Below are 17,681 nucleotides of genomic sequence, written 5' to 3'. Positions count from 1 at the left end.
TTTTGAAAATGTTATATTTCTGTTAATCTTCATAAAACTGACAAACTTGCCTATTGAGTGTTTATCAAAACTTGGCAAATTCTTTTTGGGTTAAGGTCATGTAGATTTGTCGTCTATTTTTATCCACCTCCAATCGGTAGCCCACAACAGTCAAGTAGTATTAAAGCTTGATTGTAACCTTAGGCTGATTACAATGGCAGCTGATTGAGTTATCTATTCAGGGATGTGTTCGTATACAAGACTTCTCTCCTGAGGCGGAAAAGAGAGGATGAACTCAGGGGATTCGAGACTTTCAGATCTAACCATCATTTATTGTGTTCGTCGCATCTTTTGAGCGCCTGGGGATTCTGCCGAAGTTAGCTAAACTGAGAATAGTAAAGGACACAAGTTTTATGTTCTCTTCGATGCCGTTAGGTTGAGATGCTTGAGTGTCTTGCTGGGCTAAGACGGTGTAAGCCAGTAGGCTTGCCTGCTTGAGGAGAGCAATTGTCGCTGGAAAATCCCACCGCTCTCTTGACAAGAGGATGCAGCAGGGTACAACGCCTTGCCATAGTTCTTGCACAGGGTGCTAACCGGGTGCCACCATTCCTAGTGATACCCTTATGGTTAGCTTGAATTGATACTTTGGAGTTTTGTAGAGGCAGATAATATGACATCCTATGCAACCTCTTCTGCCAGAGCCGAGATGAGTGAACTCCGGCGTTTAAAAACGCTGCTGCCACCAGAATTGCAGAGCTGGGTCATGGTAGAAGCAACCACTGAAGTTAATCCCCCCTTGCTTCGCACTGAAGAAATTGGCAGAGATGAGGTTGAGATTCAAATTGACCTAGTCAAATGGGAGCAACTTGCTCTTGACCAGCGCAACTTGATATTTTGGCACGAAGTGGCTCGGATTCAGAATGATACCATCCCTAAGGAGGGCTGGGAAATGGCGGCTCTAGCCATTGGTTTGGGCGGTGCTGTAGGTGAACTGTGGGTACAGGATGCCTTGCTACTCTTGTTAGCCTTGGCGTTGTGTGGCGTTTCCGGCTGGCGGTTGTATCAAAAAAACAATGGGGATAAAACCCTCAAGGAAGCGGTAGAGGCTGATGAAAAAGCGATCGCCCTTGCCACTCGCTTTGGTTATACTCTACCCAACGCCTACAAAAGTCTAGGCAGCGCGTTGAAAACCCTGGTGGAAATCACACCGAGTCGGCGTCAACGGCGCAAATACGAAGCACGGCTTTCTGCTCTGAAAAAGAGTGCATCTCAAGCCAAAGCCAGAGTAAAATCCCAACGCGAGGAACAGTACTAAAGCTGATCCATCATTTTATGGGTCTGCGGTACGACACGCACCGAGGCGAGAGTGCGCTTCATTAAAGCTTGCCAAGCAAGAACCTGTTCCGGAGCAGGCACGCGCAAAGGCTGATTCGAGCCTTCCAACGGGGTGACCGGTTGGAGAAAGACTGGGATTTGGGGACTAACCTGTGCCACTAATTGAGCCGCCTGCTCCAACTCAGCGGCATCGGTATTGCGGTCAACAATTAACTTGACAAATACCTCCACTGATGATTTATGACAAAGCTGGAGAAATTCGGCGTGTGCCGACCAGTGTTCTTCGCCACTCACACTCTTGAGCTTAATATCCATACCCACCGAGTCTAAGTAGGGCAAAACCATAGCTAACTGTTCGGGACGGTGACCTCCGGTTTCCAGATAAATTGGCAATGGAGTGAGTTGTTGTAATAAAGGAAGAAACTCCACGAGAAACGGAGTATGGAGTAGGGGTTCGCCCCCCGTAAGCGTCAAGCTATCGTGTAAACCCGGCTGATTTTGCCGTTCCACCCATTTAAGCAGCAGGCTTCCTAGCACCGGATTGGGATGCGTTTCAAAATCCCGCTCTCCAGGCGTCCGCTCGATGCGACACTGGGAGGGGATGCCCCAAGTATGGGCACTGTCGCAAAACTTACAGCGTAGGTCGCACATCGCAAAGCGGACAAATATCTGACGAGTCCCGACGTTCAGACCTTCGCCTTGAATGGCAGAAAAAATTTCAACGAGGCGAGCAGTAAGCTTAGTTTCCAAGGGCATTCAGTTCTAGATAGCTTATTTTAACTTGCAGGAGGGGTTGGGGGGAGGCCATCAGTCCTCCTCACTCTAATCTCCGGTATCCTAGTAGTCGGTCAACTAGATATGGACTGTGTACTCATTACCCGGATTGTTCACAACCCGTGGTAGCGTTAAGGAAGCGTTAGGCGTCTCGAAGAGTGCCAGTACGTCCTAAAAAGGGTCTTACCGATGTAGCCCTAAGCCTGTTGTGCTATTAAGCAGGGAGCATGAAGTTAAGCCAAATATTTGGCGATGTCGAAGATTGTAGGACACAATAGTTGGTCAGAACGATAGGTTACAACTGAGTACCAAATTTTTATGGCTGACCCAGTTCCAGAAACAAGTTTTGAGGTAAATTTCACAAACGGTGCTGCTGTAATGCAGATACCGATTCGCTTGGCTGGGGTTGACGCTGTGGCCTTTAAAGACGCTTGTCACCAGCTTTTAGAAAAAAGCTCACTTCCCGAAAAACTCGTTTTTGATTTTTCACAGACGACGTTTATCGACAGCAGTGGGATTGGCGCAATCGTTAGCAATCATAAGAGCGCTCGACTCAAGGATGTTCAGTTGGTACTCAGGGGCGTGCTTCCGCAGGTGAAAGCCGTACTGGAAATGACGGCGCTCGACAAAGTTTTGACGATTGAGCCACAGGAGGCATCGGCAAATTCCGTTGCCAATCGCTCAAAAGCAGAGTTGCCAACGACTCACCCTTCTGTACAATCTAAGGTCAAGCGCATCTTAGACGTTTTGGGTTCGCTGGTGGGTTTAGGCATTACAGCTTTAGTGTTTATTCCGATCGCGCTGGCGATTAAACTCAACGCTCCAGGCCCGATCTTATTTAGTCAGACCCGCTTAGGTTGGATGGGAAAGCCGTTTAAGATCTGGAAATTCCGCTCCATGTATGTTGATGCCGAAGCCAGAAAAAAAGAGCTTGAAAATCAAAATCAAGCAGATGGTAAGGTATTCAAAATGGAAAACGACCCCAGAATTACAAAGGTGGGTCGCATTTTGCGGAAAACGAGTCTGGATGAACTCCCTCAGTTTTGGAATGTCCTCAAAGGTGAGATGAGTTTGGTTGGCACCCGACCCCCGACACCGAATGAAGTTGACATTTATGAGGTACCCGAATGGCAACGATTAGATGTCAAACCCGGAATGACTGGTGAATGGCAGGTCAATGGGCGATCTTCCATCCGCAATTTTGAAGACATCATTAGACTGGATTTACGCTACCAGCAAAACTGGAGCTTGGCGTATGACCTGAAGCTCATTCTCAAAACAATCTTGGTTGTGTTTCGTAAAGACAGTGGCGCTGTTTAAAAAACCCTGGAACCTTGTTTGGTTGAGGCATAACGAAAAACCCCTCAAACAAGACCGTCTCCAAGTCGAGACGGACTTGCACGCTGTGACACCAGTTCTACAGTGGTTTGAGGATTTTACCAAACCGCTCCTGCCTCAACCCTTTCAATCGCAGTGCCAACTCGCATTTGTCGAAGGCTTTACAAATGCAGTTCGCCATGCTCATCAAAACTTACCTCCAACAACACCCATTGAGCTGGAGTTGAAGATATTTCCTGACAGCTTAGAGATGCGAATTTGGGATCAGGGGCAGCCATTTGATTTGCAAACTAAACTCCAAAAAGCCCTCGACCACCATAAAGATGCTGATCCACTAGAGGAAATAGGAGGCAGAGGGCTGATTTTTATGCACCAGCTCATGGATGAGCTAGCGTACTTGCGCGTAGACGAGCGCAATTGTCTGCTGATGCGTAAACGGCACTAGATTTCAGCAACCGCTCTCTCAATCAGTCGTCGAGCTAAGGTTTGGGTGCCTGTATGCTCGAAATAGTTCGTAGACACATCGAGAAAAGCCCCTAGATAGTCCAATTTGCTATCAGCAACGTCAATAAACCCTTGCAGGTTATTGGCGACATTTTGTGGAGTCAAACTTTTTGAGGCCACAAAATTACTCATCCAACCTTTGACTGAATCAAAGCTTTGACCGATAAAGTTGAGCTTACCGCCCGCATCGCCCCCAGGAATGGCGTCACTAACGCTGCTGAAGGTCTGATTGCGTTCTAAATCTGAAGGACTCAGTCCCGAAAGGGTGGATTGTGCCTGCCTGATAAAATCGGGGCCGAGGGGAATCAGGCCATCAAAACACACTAACGCGGCCATCCGCATCAAATTTTCGCCACTGTACTCCCCTAAAGAGGCGACAAAGTCCCCAATACTATCGCCGGGGATGCCGTTAATCTGACAGAAGGCGACTAACTCTACAACCAGCTTCAAGGACAAATCAATCGTTTGGGCTTTGTCCGCTTTGGGTGTTAGGTTGCTTAAAAACCCCATGAGTGGGATTTTTTCGCCGACTTTATTGGCTAGAGCCGCCGCACCCAAGGCATAATCCGTCTTGTCAACGGTTTGGTAAAGCCACATGGCACGTTGGTAGCCTTGAGAGCGGTCATTGTACAGGTAGACAGCGCGATCGCCGATTTGCTGAATGATTTGTTCGTCCGTTTCACCCGTGACCGTGCGAATGGTATTCTCAAAACCAACCACATTTTGCCACTCACCAGGAATGACAAAGTCGAGAGACCTCAACGCCATTGTGGTGATGTTGCTGGTTGGTAGCTCATCAACAAGTTCAAAAATTGGTTTGCTCATGGGCAGGCTCCTTGCCTTAGTTTTGAAGATTTGTACGAACTGATTAGGGAGGGCAAAGTTCTCTAACGCCCTACCCTTGACTAATGCATCTAGCGTCACGCCGGACTACGCCCCGCTACTCTAACGCGCCCAACCACGAATGTCAGCATTCTATTAGGTTGAACGCTCACGCCTTGAGTTTTGAGGCTCACGTCACTTTCCGTTGTGGCAGGCAGTAAAAAATTACCCGAGTTATCGTCTTTAGGGGCTGAAACTGTACTTCAGTTTCGATTGTCACACCTGTTATTTATTGAGTCGAGCAAGACCCGCCAGGTCAAATTTTTGCAACCAAGTTTCGCGATTAAAAGAGGGGTCAGTGGATCTGACTGTAACCTGGTAGCGATTATTGACGAGTACACTGGTTTGACTATTGCCAACAGTTGCCGCTGGATAACCGGCAATGGTTTTAGTGCTTTGTTGGTATTTATTTGCCGTAGTGGGGGTGCTTTTGATATCAGAGATAGAAAGTGTGGCAATATCTTTACCGTCTTTTGTCAACTTGGCTTGGGCAAAACCTTTTTTCTCCTGAGTATAAACACGCTGGTAGCCGCTATCCGCTTTAGGGAAGAATTTATTGAAATTGGCTCCTTGTGTAGCATCTTTGACTACAGCCTGACCACTCTTCTGCTGGCTGCTTGTCTGTTGAGCTTGGTCAAAACGAGAAGGCGGCTTGCTGGCACAGGAGGTTACTAGGAGTAACAGGCTCAGCAGTAAGGGAGCCAGAATTTTATGCAGACGTGACACAATCATCGTCTTCTCCTTAATAATTAGAGTTCTCGTTCCAATTTTGGCTCACACATTGTCAATCTGGATCACTCCGCAGTCACATCACTGACTGCCGCATCCCCCTAAATCCTTCGTAGTTTTTTAGGTATCTTCCCCTAGAGGGCGGTTTTCCTAGAGAGCAACTATACTGGTGCCGAATAGCACAACCGATGATTCTCCCTCCAACGGTTGACAATAAAGTCTATTATCACTACAATCACCAACTTGACCAGAGAATTAACAGTAGGCGATCGCATTGAGAGCCTTTGCTCAGCGTCGCAAGAGTGCATCACGATAGGCCATTTGAGTCAAAAACGAGGAATTCTGAACAGAAGAGCTTGCGAAAGATTCACACAGTGGCTCATCCCCTCTCGGCGTTTCTAGCTTCAAATCACGGGGAGCCTCCAGCAAGTGGTTAATTTTTACAACACACGCCTCAAGGCAGCAACGTATTACCGTATAACCCCAAATATCAAAGATTCCAGGAGTTCCATAAGTTCACCACGCCTTCTTGATTTGGCAAGGAATCTTTAAACATCTTTAGTGAAGCTAAGGATAGCCTGGAGGGACAATCCCGATAACTCGGCAAGTATCTACCCAGATTGCAACCTCAAGCCATGCGCATTCTGATTTATACCTATAATTATTTTCCAGAGCCAATTGGGATTGCCCCCCTAGTCACAGAGTTAGCAGAAGGTTTAGTCAAGCGAGGGCACGAAGTTCGTGTAGTGACTGGAATGCCCAACTATCCTCAACGCCGGATTTATGAAGAATACCGAGGTAAACTTTACCTCACCGAACTGACCAATGGTGTTGCGGTTCAACGCAGTTACGTCTGGGTTCGTCCGAAACCGAGTTTACTGGATCGATTGTTACTCGAAGCTAGTTTCGTTGTTACCAGCTTCATCCATGCTCTGAGAGGCAAGCGTCCGGATGTGATTTTTATCACCGCGCCTCCCCTGCCCGTGTCCGTTCCATCGGCACTTTTAGGATGGATACATCGTGCACCGATCGTGTTGAATCTTCAGGATATTTTGCCAGAGGCTGCGATTAATGTCGGATTGCTCAAGAATCCCAAGCTAATCCGCATTTTTGAACTTTTAGAACAGTTTGCTTACCGCACCGCCACAAAGATCAGTGTGATTGCGGAGGACTTTGTCGAACACTTAATAAGTAAAGGCGTTCCTACCCGTAAACTTGTACAAATACCCAATTGGGTAGATGTTAATTTTATCCATCCTTTACCCAAAGAAAAAAACGCCTTCCGCGCTGAACATCAACTCACTGATAAATTTGTCGCCCTCTACTCCGGCAACATCGCTCTCACACAAGGATTAGAAACGGTGATTGAGGCCGCCATTCGCCTGCATCATATTCCCAGCTTAGCTATTGTGATTGTGGGGGAAGAACAAGCCTTGCAGCGATTGCAGCAATTTTGCGATGGGTGCGGTGCTGACAATGTGACTTTACTACCGCTTCAACCGCGCGAAAAACTACCTGAAATGCTAGCCGCTGCCGATGTGGGATTAGTGGTGCAAAAGCATAACGTGATTTCCTTCAATATGCCGTCAAAAATTCAAGTGCTGCTGGCGAGTGGTTGCGCTGTGGTGGCGTCTGTTCCGGCAAATGGCACAGCCGCCAAAGCCATTGAACAAAGTGGCGGTGGTCTGGTTGTCCCTCCCGAAGACCCGGATGCCCTAGCGGCAGCAATTTTGGAACTGTATTACCAACCGGAAAAGATTAAAATGCTAGGGGAAAAGAGTAGGCAGTACGCTCTGGCTCACTACACTTTGGAGCAAGCACTCGACCAATATGAAGAACTTTTTGCTGTCGTTCAAAAGCGTTAAGCTAAAATGAGGGCACGAACATGTTCTCCTGGTTGTCAGTGCGTAAGACGTTACTCGACAGCAAGAAAAAAGTGATCGCGTACCGGGCGCGATTGGATGAGGCGTAAACTGCGCGAATGCCGCAAGGCGGCGCGTAAGGAAAGCAGCAGTAAAAGAGCTAGCGCTACCTTCATTTGCGCCAGACTAGAGTTTGAGGACGTGATGGTTAAGTTTGATAGCTTTGCTGTAATACAATTTGCCGATTTAAGACATTGCCTTTAGGAGTATTTTTGATGCGTGATCAGGTCTTAACCTGGTTAGCAGATAACGTTCCTGCTTCTCGGCTTCAGCATATTTTAGGTGTAGAGCAGATGTCCGTTGAACTAGCTCGGCATTATCATCTGGATGTCGCAAAGGCTGCTCAAGCTGGACTGATGCACGACCTGGCTAAATACTTTAAGCCCAATGTGTTGTTGCAGATGGCAAGGGATAAAGGGATAGAAATAGACCCAATCTGTGAAGCCACACCTCATCTATTGCACGCCGATGTCAGCGCGATTGTCGCCAAAGAGCAATTTGGGATGCAAGATGAAGAGGTAATGGAGGCCATCGCACATCACACCTTGGGCCGTCCAGGTATGAGTCCCTTAAGCTGTGTCGTTTTTCTCGCGGATAGTCTGGAGCCGAGTCGGGGTCAGACACCGGAATTGGAAAGATTACGGCAAGTTAGCAAACAAGACCTTTACAAAGCTATTTGCCTCACCAGCGAGTATTCGTTGGGCTTTTTGTTTGATAGTCGTTGTTTGATTCACCCACGCACAATTTTGACTCGAAATTGGGCACTTGGTTTGTCTCGCCACCAGACGGAACGCCAAGAGCAACTAACTGAGAAAGGTTAGGGAAACTCCCAGTTGTTTCTGAGGAACAGCGTCAATGGGGATGAGAGATAGAGATGTGTGAAAAAAGTGGATCACAGGCTTCAGACATGATGCGAGACGTTCAAAGAACAATTTGTAAAAAGAAAGCATGAGCGTGATTGAACAAGGTGTCAAACCAGGGAAGTCCAAAGGGTAACAAGCATGAAGGAGAAAGGTTAAAAGCTAAGACAATTGAGCCTTGGTCTACTTTTCATTCTTCATCCTGTTTCTATCCCCAGTCCCCTTGATACACGTTTATTCAGTTTTGAACAAGGAATTTAGAATTTAATGAGAGATCAATTGAAGATGCCTTCTACCTTAGTGTCTACCAGTACTCAAACACAAGATATGAGCAAGGGTCTGGCGTTAACCATTGCTGAGGCCGCAGATGACCGCAAAGCCGGAGATATCGTTATTCTAAGGGTCGCTGAAGTCAGTTACCTGGCAGACTTCTTTGTGATTGTGACAGGTTATTCTAGGGCGCAGGTTCGGGCAATTTCTCAAGCGATTGAACAGAAGGTAGAGATGGAGTGGGAACGGCGATCTCTCAGGACGGAGGGTGTCGCTGAGAGTAGTTGGATTCTTCAGGACTACGGTGAGGTGATTGTCCACATCTTGCTGCCTCAAGAGCGAGAGTTCTATAATTTGGAAGCGTTCTGGGGTCACGCGGAACAGATTGAATTTCAGGTATCCCAACCGCAACAGTGACTAAATATGATGGACTCTTCTGTTTCTATCTGCCCAGTTCCCACTGAGCAACAACCAATCAACGAGTATCAGGAATTGCAAGAGTCCTGGTTCTTTCGCTGGGGAACGCTGGATCTGCCAAACTATATTAAGAAACTGGTTTGGGTATGGGGAGTGAGTTGGATGCTGGCTGGCCCTTGGGCATCTGCCAGTTTTGCGCCCACTCGTTATACCCTACAGTTTCTGCTTTGTGGTGCGGCGGGTGCAGGCTTGTTCTTGGCGTTGACGTTGTTGCGGCTCTATTTGGGTTGGTCTTACGTGCGTGATCGCCTATTAAAGGAGACAATATTTTATGAGGAGTCAGGTTGGTATGATGGTCAAACCTGGACAAAGCCGCCAGAAATTTTGACCCGCGATCGCCTGATTGTCTCTTATCAAGTCCAACCCATTCTGAAACGTCTGAAGCGGACATTTGGCATTCTTATTTTGTTGGTTTTTGGTGGTAGCTTAATTTGGAATTTTTTATAAACTCTAGGCGGTCAGTCAGAATCAGCGCGGCTGTGATCCAACAGCAATTATTGCGTCCCCTTACAGGGTTAAGGTTTTAGGCATGACAAGGGGAAAACGCACTCAAACACCAGTCATAGAAGTACGATTGCTGCGCGAAGGAATCGTCGAATCGACCCATCGAGTTCAAGCCGTCGTCTGTGATAACCGGGGACGGGTTTTATCTGTGGCGGGTAACCCAGAGACCTCAACCTTTATTCGTTCAGCTCTCAAACCTTTTCAGGCGCTAGCGGTTACTACCACCGGCACACTAGAACGCTATAACCTGAATGACCGGGATTTGGCGATTATCTGTAGCTCCCATCAGGGCAAAGTGGAACAAGTCCGTCAGGTTTTCCATATCCTTTGGCGCTGTGATGTAGACCCGTCAGCCCTGCAATGTCCGATTCCCGAAGGGACGAAAAGCCCACTGCAACACAACTGCTCTGGTAAACATGCAGGAATGTTAGCCGTTTGCCAACAACGTCAATGGCCTCTCACCAGCTATTTACAGTATCACCATCCGGTACAAAAGCTCATCTTGAGCCAAGTGGCTGAGTTGATGAAGATGCCAGGAGAGGAGTTGATTCAGGCACACGATGACTGTGGTGCTCCGACTTACTTTGTACAACTGCGGCAAATGGCCTCGTTGTATGCCCAGTTGGCTTCCGGTGACAACTTGGCAATGGAGCGCATTGTCCGCGCCATGACCCATCATCCTCACCTGATTTCAGGTGAAGGCGCATTTGATACGGAACTGATGCGATTGTCACAAGGAGAACTGGTGAGTAAAGCCGGGTCAGAGGGCGTTCAATGCATTGGTCGGATTGGGGAAGGCATGGGAATCGCGATTAAGGTGATGGATGGCGCGAAACGAGCCAAGTATGCCGTTGCTATCCACCTACTCAAGCAAATGGGTTGGATTACGCCCTCGGTATCGGAAACTCTGTCCGAAACATTCATGAAACTCGCTAACTACAAGCGTTTAGAGGTCATGGGTGAACTTTCTATGCTTTAAGGGTTGTCTTTTTTGGAAACTTAGGGTTATACTAGAAAAAGCGACGACGACGCGGGATAGAGCAGCCTGGTAGCTCGTCGGGCTCATAACCCGAAGGTCGGTGGTTCAAATCCGCCTCCCGCCACCAAATCAAAGATAAAGCAAGCCCTGCAATCTGTAAAGGTTGTGGGGTTTTGTTTTAGGGAAATTTGCCTACAGGTAGGGGCAAGGTAAGGTATGCCTTGCCCCTAGGAAGATGTTTTCTTAAGAGTTGCTAGCCACGCCGCTTAAATCAGAGAGGTGGGTGCGGACAGCCCGATTAAAATTGACCTTTCAAGGCAGACACACAGCGATCGCACAATAAAGGATGCTCTGATATTGTGCCAACACGGGTGGAATAATTCCAGCAGCGATCGCATTTCTCGCCTTCTGCGTTTTCCATACCTACTCTCATAATCATCATGACAGATGATCCCAAATCCATAATCGCAGTTTGATACTGTGCTTTCTCTATAACCTCCTCTGAGTCTGTCAATTCCACCTGAGAAACTAAGAAGAGATAGCGCAATTCATCAACATAATTGCCGTCGCCCACACTATCTTGTGGATTGAGGGTTTGCAACCATCTATACCACAGCTTTCCAGGGTCATAGATCAACACTTTAGCTTCTAGGGAAGAACCAATCTTCTTATCAGCCCTTGCCTGCTCCAAGGCTTTGTTAACTCCTATACGGATTTTTCGCAGTCCTTCCCATCGGTCAACCAAATCAGTGTCTGCCTTCCACTCCTCTTCTAACTTCACCCACCCGGCTTCAAACACCGATTTATAGGGCGTTTTGTAGGGGAGGTATTGCCAGATATCCTCTGCCAGGTGAGATAGTACCGGTGCGATCGCTCGTGCTAAATTCTCCAAGGCTACTACCATCACCGTTTGACAGCTACGACGTCGGGGAGAGTCGGGGGCACTGATATAGAGACGATCTTTGGCAATATCCAGATAGAAGTTGGACAAATCAACCACGCAGAAATTTTGTATTGTCTGGAAAAAGCGGAAGAACTGATAACTATCAAACGCCTCGGTAACGTCCTGAAACACCTCCGTCATCCGGTGCAGCATGTAGCGGTCTAATTCCGGCAACTCCTCATAAGGCACCGTATGCTTTTCCGGGTCAAAGTCATGTAAATTGCCCAACAAGAAACGGGCGGTATTGCGAATCTTGCCCCGGACATCTCCTAGCTGCTTGAGGATGGTTGTACTTAGGGGAATATCTGCCGAGTAGTCCACTGATGACACCCAGAGGCGTAACACATCAGCCCCATAAGGCGGCATCGTTACCTTCTCTTTTTTACCTTTTTTTTGGAGTTGAATTGTCCCGCCCTCAATCACCTCCATCGGGTCAAACCCATTCCCCAGGGATTTACTCATCTTGCGCCCCTCTTCATCCACCGTAAAGCCGTGGGTTAAGACGGTTTTGTAAGGCGCACAGCCGTTGCTAGCAACGCTGGTGAGCAAACTGGACTGGAACCAGCCTCGGTGTTGATCTGAACCCTCTAAGTACAAGTCAGCCGGATAGCGCAGTTCATCACGTTGATTCACAACAGACGCCCACGAAGAACCGGAGTCGAACCAGACATCCATGGTATCGGTGCCTTTGCGGTAGGACTTGCCATTATTGCGGTAGTTTTCGGGTAATAACTCTTCTACCGATAGTTCCCACCAGGCATCCGAGCCTTTTTCTGCAATGATGGCTTGAACGTGTGCGATCGTTTCTTCGGTGAGTAGCGGTTCGTTCGTTGCTTCGTCGTAGAAGACAGGGATGGGCACACCCCAATTCCTTTGCCGAGAAATGCACCAATCGGAGCGTTCTGCCACCATTGGCGTGATGCGGTTTTCCCCTTGAGCCGGAATCCATTTTACAGATGCGATCGCTTTTAGCGCCTCATCCCGGAATCCCTCGACCGAAGCAAACCACTGCTCTGTTGCCCTAAAGATAGTCGGCTTCTTCGTGCGCCAATCATAGGGGTATTTATGGAGATAAGGCTCCTCCTTTAGCAAGGAACCCGCTGCTTGCATGGCTTGGATAATGGCCTCATTGGCATCCTTGAGGACATTTAATCCAGCAAACTTTCCAGCTTCTTGGGTAAAGTTACCTTTGTCGTCCACGGGCGAAAGAATCGGCAAGCCATAGCGTTGACCAACCTGATAGTCTTCTTGACCATGTCCCGGTGCCGTGTGTACCAATCCGGTACCCGATTCTGTGGTCACATAATCACCACCAATCACAACTGGACTTTGGCGATCAAACAGTGGATGCTGATAGATACTGTGTTCCAATGCCTTTCCTGGCATTGTGGCTTTCACCGTCAGCGGCGTTCCGAATGTTTCAGACAGGCGTTCCACCAAGTCTGCCGCCACAATTAAGTATTTGTACGGGCTTTCACTGCCGACCTGTACCACGGCATAATTGAGTTCTGGATTGACGGCAACAGCCAGGTTACCGGGAAGCGTCCAAGGCGTCGTTGTCCAGATGGCAACACCCAAATCAGGCAAAAATGGCTCTAATGTCTCTTTTACGCCTGCCGCTGGCTCAGTCATTTTAAAAGCGGCGTAGAGACTACGGGAGGTATGACCTTCGGGATATTCCAATTCCGCTTCTGCTAATGCAGTTTGAGAACTCGGACTCCAGTGGACGGGCTTCAATCCTCGGTAAATGTAGCCTTTCAAGACCATCTGACCGAAGACACCAATCTGAGCCGCCTCGTATTCTGGGGTTAAAGTCAGGTAAGGATGCTCCCAGTCTCCCCAGACGCCATAACGCTTAAAACCCTGACGTTGCTCATCCACGGCTTTCAGGGCAAAGTCACGCGCTTTGTGACGCAGTGTTAGGGGTGTCAAGTTTTGCCGTTCTTCGGACTTCATATTTTGCAGGACTTTTAGCTCAATCGGCAAGCCGTGGCAGTCCCATCCGGGAACGTAGCGAACCTTACGCCCTTGCAGCAGTTGATATTTATTGATGATGTCTTTGAGGATTTTGTTGAGGGCGTGCCCCATGTGCAAGGAGCCATTGGCGTAGGGTGGCCCATCGTGCAAAATAAAAATCTCACCAGGGTTGTTCTGTGACAGTTGCTCGTAAATCTGGTGTTCTGCCCAAAACTGTTGCAGTTCGGGTTCGCGCTTGACAGCATTCGCCCGCATATCAAATTTGGTCTGGGGAAGATTGACGGTATCTTTGTAAGATTTTGCTTCTGTCACAGTCTGACGCTGAGATAGGTTGACTCGTTTTTAAGCCTATCCGAAAAGTGGTGTCGAGATTTGAAACCCCACATCAACATAGGTGGAACGTCATTATCCATCAAGGATTTCTCGGATAGGCTCTTTTCCCATTATCTGTGAGAATTTAGGGGAACTTCAACTGAGCTTTGGTGGGTTCTCTGGGTCGATGGGAACGCCTTCGATCACAATGTCCACATCTGGAGGATTTTGTCTCATAATCGGGTCGCCATCACCAGGTGGCTCTGCCGGGGGTGCCAGTTCGACTTCCGGCGCGATTTCCTCAATGGGTATGGCAGCGTCTACACCAGAGTCTGTCGCGTTAGACATAGCCGATTCTTGGGCCGCTTCTACGAGTTCAGGTGCGGGTGGATTCGGTCGCACCAGTTCAGGAGACGCTGACATTTCGGCGTTATCTACCGCTGGTTGAGCCACTGGGGTTGGGGATGCACTTACCTCTGTGGTTGCCGTTTCCTGAAGTTCTGTCTCGGTTGGGGTATTTCTTGAGTCAAGAATTGTTACGAAATTCGAGCTTTTTGGAGTATCTGCGGTAACTGTCGGTGCTGAGGCTGTATCAGGAGGCTGGGTCGCTGCTTGTCCCCCAGCCACCCTTTTCTTGTCTTTCGGTGTGTTTGCCGTTGCGGGTGAAGCGGAGGAAGATGGGGCTTCCGCTGGCTTCTTCTTTTGTAGACCGCTGACTTGCTGTTGCAGTTTTTGTGCCAATCCGGTGAATGAGAATCCTTGAATTTTCTCTTGCACTTCTGGAGAAATGGGTGTTCTGTGTTCTGGGGAAGTCAGCTCTCGCCTCAAGGTCAGGGTTTGCCAGCCAAACCAACCTAACAGCGCTACACTTGCCGTCTGCCCCAAAAGAACGCCGCCGGTAATGCGTCCAGCACACACCCATAAAACCAGGGCGTAGAATAGTCCAACTGCGCTCCAGGCAAAATCCTCTTTGCGATGAACTTCTGGGAAAAAGAAGGCTGCCAGGTACATTCCCAGGCTACCAAGACCAATGACCAACGCCAGGACGTATGCCAACATTTTGTGGGTACTCCTTACTCTGTGTCTCTAAATTTTGGCTTGAAAATGTAGATTTAAATACCAATAAGTCAATCTGCCGTTGCAGATCATGCTGTCTTTGCTAATTCCAGCCACTTATGCTAAAATTCCATCTTAAACCTATTTAAATAGGATAAAAGTTTCGTCAATCAAACCAAGGCAGACTTTTAATTTAATCTATATCTTTACAGGGCTACTCCGGGGATCGAGATACTCTGAAGGCTGAGACAACCGTAATACTCAGAGTTCCGGAGAGAGTTCAGATGACACAACCAAGTTTTGGTCTGATTGGTCTAGCCGTTATGGGCGAAAACCTTGCCCTGAATGTGGAGCGTAATGGTTTTCCAGTCAGTGTTTACAATCGTACCGCTGCCGTTACCCAAAAGTTTATGGAGGTGCGGGCTAAGGGGAAGAACTTCACAGCGACCTACTCGATTGAAGAATTTGTCAAATCGCTGGAACGACCCCGTAAGATTCTGATTATGGTGAAAGCGGGTGCGCCGGTTGATGCGGTGATTGCCCAGCTCAAGCCCTTCCTAGAGCCGGGGGACATGATCATTGACGGCGGTAACTCCTACTATCCAGACACAGAGCGACGCACCCAAGAATTAGAGGCGGCTGGACTGGGATTTGTGGGCATGGGCGTCAGCGGTGGTGAAGAAGGAGCGCTGAATGGCCCAAGCTTAATGCCTGGGGGTACACAGCAGGCTTACGCAGAATTACAACCTATTCTGACGAAAATAGCCGCTCAAGTAGATGATGGGCCTTGTGTCACCTACATCGGCGCTGGTGGTGCAGGTCACTACGTCAAGATGGTACACAACGGGATTGAATACGGCGATATGCAGCTTATTGCCGAAGCCTACGACCTACTCAAGAACACGTTGGGACTGAACCATCAGCAGCTACACGAAGTTTTTACGGAGTGGAACACAACCGACGAACTCAACTCGTTTTTGATTGAAATTACAGCGGATATTTTCAGGTTCATTGACCCAGACACTAACTTACCGCTGGTAGATGTCATTCAGGATGCTGCTGGACAAAAGGGAACGGGACGCTGGACAGTACAGAGTGCCTTAGAACTTGCTGTACCCATCCCCACCATGATTGCAGCGGTCAACGCTCGGATTATGTCCTTCTATAAACAAGACCGGGTGGCAGCCTCACAAGAGTTACCGGGACCCACGGGCAAATATGAGGGGGATACTAAAGAATTTATCAACAAAATCCGAGATGCTCTTTACTGCTCAAAGATTTGTTCCTATGCTCAAGGGATGGCGCTGTTGAGTAAGGCATCTAAGGATTTGAACTACAACCTTGCTTTGAGCGAAATTTCCCGAATTTGGAAAGGTGGCTGTATTATTCGCGCTGGCTTCCTCGATAAGATTAAGACCGCTTTCAGGGACGACGAAAATTTGCCCAACTTGTTGTTAGCTCCTGAATTTAAGCAAAGCATTTTGGATCGGCAAGATGCTTGGCGGGATGTGCTGATAGTGGCGAACAAACTAGGGATTGCGGTTCCTGCATTCAGCGCATCCTTGGATTACTTCGACAGCTACCGACGCGCTCGCCTGCCACAAAACCTTACTCAAGCACAGCGTGACTACTTCGGTGCTCACACCTATGAACGTACCGATAAACCAGGTGCATTCCACACCGAATGGACGAAGGTTGCTGAAGAATCGCTACAAACTGGCACCACCGATTAATCTGCCTAATGCGGCTAATTCGTCAGTAAATTAGAGCCGTTTTCATTCGGGTAGAATATGGGTTTTTGTAGGGGCACGAGTTGATCGTGCCCCTATCCATAGTGTATGTAAATCAAAATTGCCATAAGCATCAGTAATTTAAAAATTGAGAAGTTATAATTCCAACTAGGAAAAGACTATCACCAGACCTTATAGCTATTAAAATTTAGCTGGGGTTCTGATTCCTGAGATTTTTCTTTAACCACCTTTATTGGGGCTGACGAACTGAAGTATTAGTCACTCCATAGCTAATCTTCGGGGCTGATTAGGGTAAGAGTCTATTAGATTGTTCACAAATTATTCACATTGATCGACTAATTTTTAAGGTATAGCCAGACCAATCATTGGTTGAACCGTCATTTATGGGTCTAGCTTTTGCTTTCGACGTGCGGGACTCGAAGCCGTTGAGCAGCTACGAGACGTTCTTGCCTTGGCTGAGGTAGCCTAAGACTCTCACACATAAAGGTGGCTGACACTTATCGTCTCCATGACTTGGCGGTCTCAACTTTAAGGCTGGTGGTACTATCTGCCAAGAGTCTCCTTTTGATTGATAAGGAAAAGACCCGTGAGCATGTGTTTAGCCAAAACCGATGATATTCACCTTGAATTAACTGTAGATGTTTTTAAAAGTCAGAATCCAGCACTGATTATTTCTTTGAAAAACTTTCTTACCGTTTTACCTAATCCTAAATGTGTTGAAGATGTTTTGACGACGGCAATCTATATGTTAGCTAAAACTGAGCCTGAGGCTTGTCGTTGGATTTTACGTAATTCCTATTATCTCCAGCCAGAAGTTGATTTAGTTGAATTTACGAATAATTTAGCACTTACAAAACTTCAAAATCTGGGGTTTGTTTTAAACCAAGATTTTAAGTTAGAACCCCACAGTCATCTACAAGTCACGGAAAAAGCAAAGGCTGGATTGATGGAAGGTAATTCAGACGGTGATCGCCTTCTTTTAGAAGAAATTTTACAAATTCGTGACTCAACACCCGTTTTATGAGCTGACTACGGATTACAGCCCATTCGTTACAAGAAAACCCATTCAAAAGATTTTAACATTTAAAA

At 47.7% G+C, this 17,681-nt stretch carries 16 protein-coding genes and 1 tRNA gene; 11 read left to right on the top strand and 6 right to left on the bottom strand.

Annotated features, from left to right (window positions below):
- Positions 1-298: 298 nt before the first annotated feature.
- Entirely contained in the window at positions 299-562 is a 264-nt protein-coding gene (locus NDI48_07675; GenBank protein ID MEP0831087.1) for a hypothetical protein, read from the bottom strand.
- An 87-nt stretch (positions 563-649) separates the two neighbouring features.
- Between NDI48_07675 and NDI48_07670 the strand changes: the two genes are divergently transcribed.
- Positions 650-1,294 carry a DUF3318 domain-containing protein gene (locus NDI48_07670; GenBank protein MEP0831086.1) on the top strand — a complete coding sequence of 215 codons (645 nt, stop codon included), beginning with the start codon at positions 650-652 and terminating at the stop codon, positions 1,292-1,294.
- On the opposite strand, the gene NDI48_07665 is transcribed toward NDI48_07670, so the two are convergent.
- Positions 1,291-2,070, bottom strand: a complete 780-nt coding sequence (locus NDI48_07665; protein ID MEP0831085.1) for a 7-carboxy-7-deazaguanine synthase QueE — start codon at positions 2,068-2,070, stop codon at positions 1,291-1,293. The genes NDI48_07670 and NDI48_07665 overlap by 4 nt on opposite strands.
- 336 nt (positions 2,071-2,406) lie before the next feature.
- Here NDI48_07665 and NDI48_07660 point away from each other — a divergent pair, with 336 nt between their 5' ends.
- Together NDI48_07660 and NDI48_07655 are read left to right on the top strand one after the other, a co-directional pair.
- The gene (locus NDI48_07660) at positions 2,407-3,408 is read left to right on the top strand and encodes a sugar transferase (GenBank protein MEP0831084.1); all 1,002 of its coding nucleotides are present in this window, start codon (positions 2,407-2,409) and stop codon (positions 3,406-3,408) included.
- Complete coding sequence (locus NDI48_07655; GenBank protein MEP0831083.1) at positions 3,395-3,871, top strand: ATP-binding protein; 477 nt, start codon at positions 3,395-3,397, stop codon at positions 3,869-3,871. The genes NDI48_07660 and NDI48_07655 overlap by 14 nt, the downstream gene beginning before the upstream one ends.
- Here the strand turns inward: NDI48_07655 and NDI48_07650 are convergent.
- Complete coding sequence (locus tag NDI48_07650) at positions 3,868-4,755, bottom strand: hypothetical protein (GenBank protein ID MEP0831082.1); 888 nt, start codon at positions 4,753-4,755, stop codon at positions 3,868-3,870. The genes NDI48_07655 and NDI48_07650 overlap by 4 nt on opposite strands.
- Positions 4,756-5,037: 282 nt before the next feature.
- Positions 5,038-5,544, bottom strand: coding sequence for a hypothetical protein (locus NDI48_07645; protein MEP0831081.1), 507 nt, complete (start codon positions 5,542-5,544; stop codon positions 5,038-5,040).
- Positions 5,545-6,176: 632 nt separating this feature from the next.
- On the opposite strand from NDI48_07645, the gene NDI48_07640 reads away from it, so the two are divergent.
- The 6 genes from NDI48_07640 (at position 6,177) to NDI48_07615 (ending at position 10,680) form a co-directional block, all read left to right on the top strand.
- On the top strand, positions 6,177-7,406 hold the full coding sequence (locus NDI48_07640; protein MEP0831080.1) for a glycosyltransferase family 4 protein: 1,230 nt from the start codon (positions 6,177-6,179) through the stop codon (positions 7,404-7,406).
- Positions 7,407-7,678: 272 nt separating this feature from the next.
- The gene (gene yqeK / locus NDI48_07635; GenBank protein MEP0831079.1) at positions 7,679-8,284 is read left to right on the top strand and encodes a bis(5'-nucleosyl)-tetraphosphatase (symmetrical) YqeK; all 606 of its coding nucleotides are present in this window, start codon (positions 7,679-7,681) and stop codon (positions 8,282-8,284) included.
- 306 nt (positions 8,285-8,590) lie between these two features.
- The gene (gene rsfS / locus NDI48_07630; protein MEP0831078.1) at positions 8,591-9,010 is read left to right on the top strand and encodes a ribosome silencing factor; all 420 of its coding nucleotides are present in this window, start codon (positions 8,591-8,593) and stop codon (positions 9,008-9,010) included.
- Positions 9,011-9,016: 6 nt separating this feature from the next.
- On the top strand, positions 9,017-9,517 hold the full coding sequence (locus NDI48_07625) for a CGLD27 family protein (GenBank protein ID MEP0831077.1): 501 nt from the start codon (positions 9,017-9,019) through the stop codon (positions 9,515-9,517).
- An 82-nt stretch (positions 9,518-9,599) separates the two neighbouring features.
- Positions 9,600-10,553: an asparaginase gene (locus NDI48_07620; protein MEP0831076.1), complete on the top strand. Its 954-nt coding sequence runs from the start codon at positions 9,600-9,602 to the stop codon at positions 10,551-10,553.
- 50 nt (positions 10,554-10,603) lie between these two features.
- Positions 10,604-10,680: transfer RNA gene (locus NDI48_07615), tRNA-Met, on the top strand.
- Between the two features lie 171 nt (positions 10,681-10,851).
- On the opposite strand, the gene ileS is transcribed toward NDI48_07615, so the two are convergent.
- Positions 10,852-13,785, bottom strand: a complete 2,934-nt coding sequence (gene ileS / locus NDI48_07610; GenBank protein ID MEP0831075.1) for an isoleucine--tRNA ligase — start codon at positions 13,783-13,785, stop codon at positions 10,852-10,854.
- Positions 13,786-13,941: 156 nt separating this feature from the next.
- Positions 13,942-14,844, bottom strand: coding sequence for a hypothetical protein (locus tag NDI48_07605; protein ID MEP0831074.1), 903 nt, complete (start codon positions 14,842-14,844; stop codon positions 13,942-13,944).
- Between the two features lie 281 nt (positions 14,845-15,125).
- Here NDI48_07605 and gndA point away from each other — a divergent pair, with 281 nt between their 5' ends.
- Both gndA and NDI48_07595 read left to right on the top strand, forming a co-directional pair.
- Positions 15,126-16,574 (top strand): NADP-dependent phosphogluconate dehydrogenase, encoded by a 1,449-nt coding sequence (gene gndA / locus NDI48_07600; GenBank protein MEP0831073.1) that lies wholly within the window; start codon positions 15,126-15,128, stop codon positions 16,572-16,574.
- Between the two features lie 610 nt (positions 16,575-17,184).
- Positions 17,185-17,616 carry a hypothetical protein gene (locus NDI48_07595; protein MEP0831072.1) on the top strand — a complete coding sequence of 144 codons (432 nt, stop codon included), beginning with the start codon at positions 17,185-17,187 and terminating at the stop codon, positions 17,614-17,616.
- Positions 17,617-17,681 lie beyond the last annotated feature (65 nt).

The sequence above is a fragment of the Microcoleus sp. AS-A8 genome (assembly GCA_039962225.1).
GTDB lineage: Bacteria > Cyanobacteriota > Cyanobacteriia > Cyanobacteriales > Coleofasciculaceae > Allocoleopsis.
The sequence above is the reverse complement of the archived record's forward strand: the minus strand, read 5'-3'. Positions and strand labels throughout refer to the sequence as shown.

What these genes read in the sequence shown, in the direction of transcription:
- NDI48_07650 (MEP0831082.1), bottom strand. Translation starts at nt 4,755, where the DNA reads ATGAGCAAACCAATTTTTGAACTTGTTGATGAGCTACCAACCAGCAAC.
- rsfS (MEP0831078.1), top strand. Translation starts at nt 8,591, where the DNA reads ATGAGAGATCAATTGAAGATGCCTTCTACCTTAGTGTCTACCAGTACT.
- NDI48_07645 (MEP0831081.1), bottom strand. Translation starts at nt 5,544, where the DNA reads ATGATTGTGTCACGTCTGCATAAAATTCTGGCTCCCTTACTGCTGAGC.
- gndA (MEP0831073.1), top strand. Translation starts at nt 15,126, where the DNA reads ATGACACAACCAAGTTTTGGTCTGATTGGTCTAGCCGTTATGGGCGAA.
- NDI48_07640 (MEP0831080.1), top strand. Translation starts at nt 6,177, where the DNA reads ATGCGCATTCTGATTTATACCTATAATTATTTTCCAGAGCCAATTGGG.
- NDI48_07595 (MEP0831072.1), top strand. Translation starts at nt 17,185, where the DNA reads ATGTGTTTAGCCAAAACCGATGATATTCACCTTGAATTAACTGTAGAT.
- NDI48_07670 (MEP0831086.1), top strand. Translation starts at nt 650, where the DNA reads ATGACATCCTATGCAACCTCTTCTGCCAGAGCCGAGATGAGTGAACTC.
- NDI48_07605 (MEP0831074.1), bottom strand. Translation starts at nt 14,844, where the DNA reads ATGTTGGCATACGTCCTGGCGTTGGTCATTGGTCTTGGTAGCCTGGGA.
- NDI48_07660 (MEP0831084.1), top strand. Translation starts at nt 2,407, where the DNA reads ATGGCTGACCCAGTTCCAGAAACAAGTTTTGAGGTAAATTTCACAAAC.
- NDI48_07620 (MEP0831076.1), top strand. Translation starts at nt 9,600, where the DNA reads ATGACAAGGGGAAAACGCACTCAAACACCAGTCATAGAAGTACGATTG.
- yqeK (MEP0831079.1), top strand. Translation starts at nt 7,679, where the DNA reads ATGCGTGATCAGGTCTTAACCTGGTTAGCAGATAACGTTCCTGCTTCT.
- NDI48_07625 (MEP0831077.1), top strand. Translation starts at nt 9,017, where the DNA reads ATGATGGACTCTTCTGTTTCTATCTGCCCAGTTCCCACTGAGCAACAA.
- NDI48_07665 (MEP0831085.1), bottom strand. Translation starts at nt 2,070, where the DNA reads ATGCCCTTGGAAACTAAGCTTACTGCTCGCCTCGTTGAAATTTTTTCT.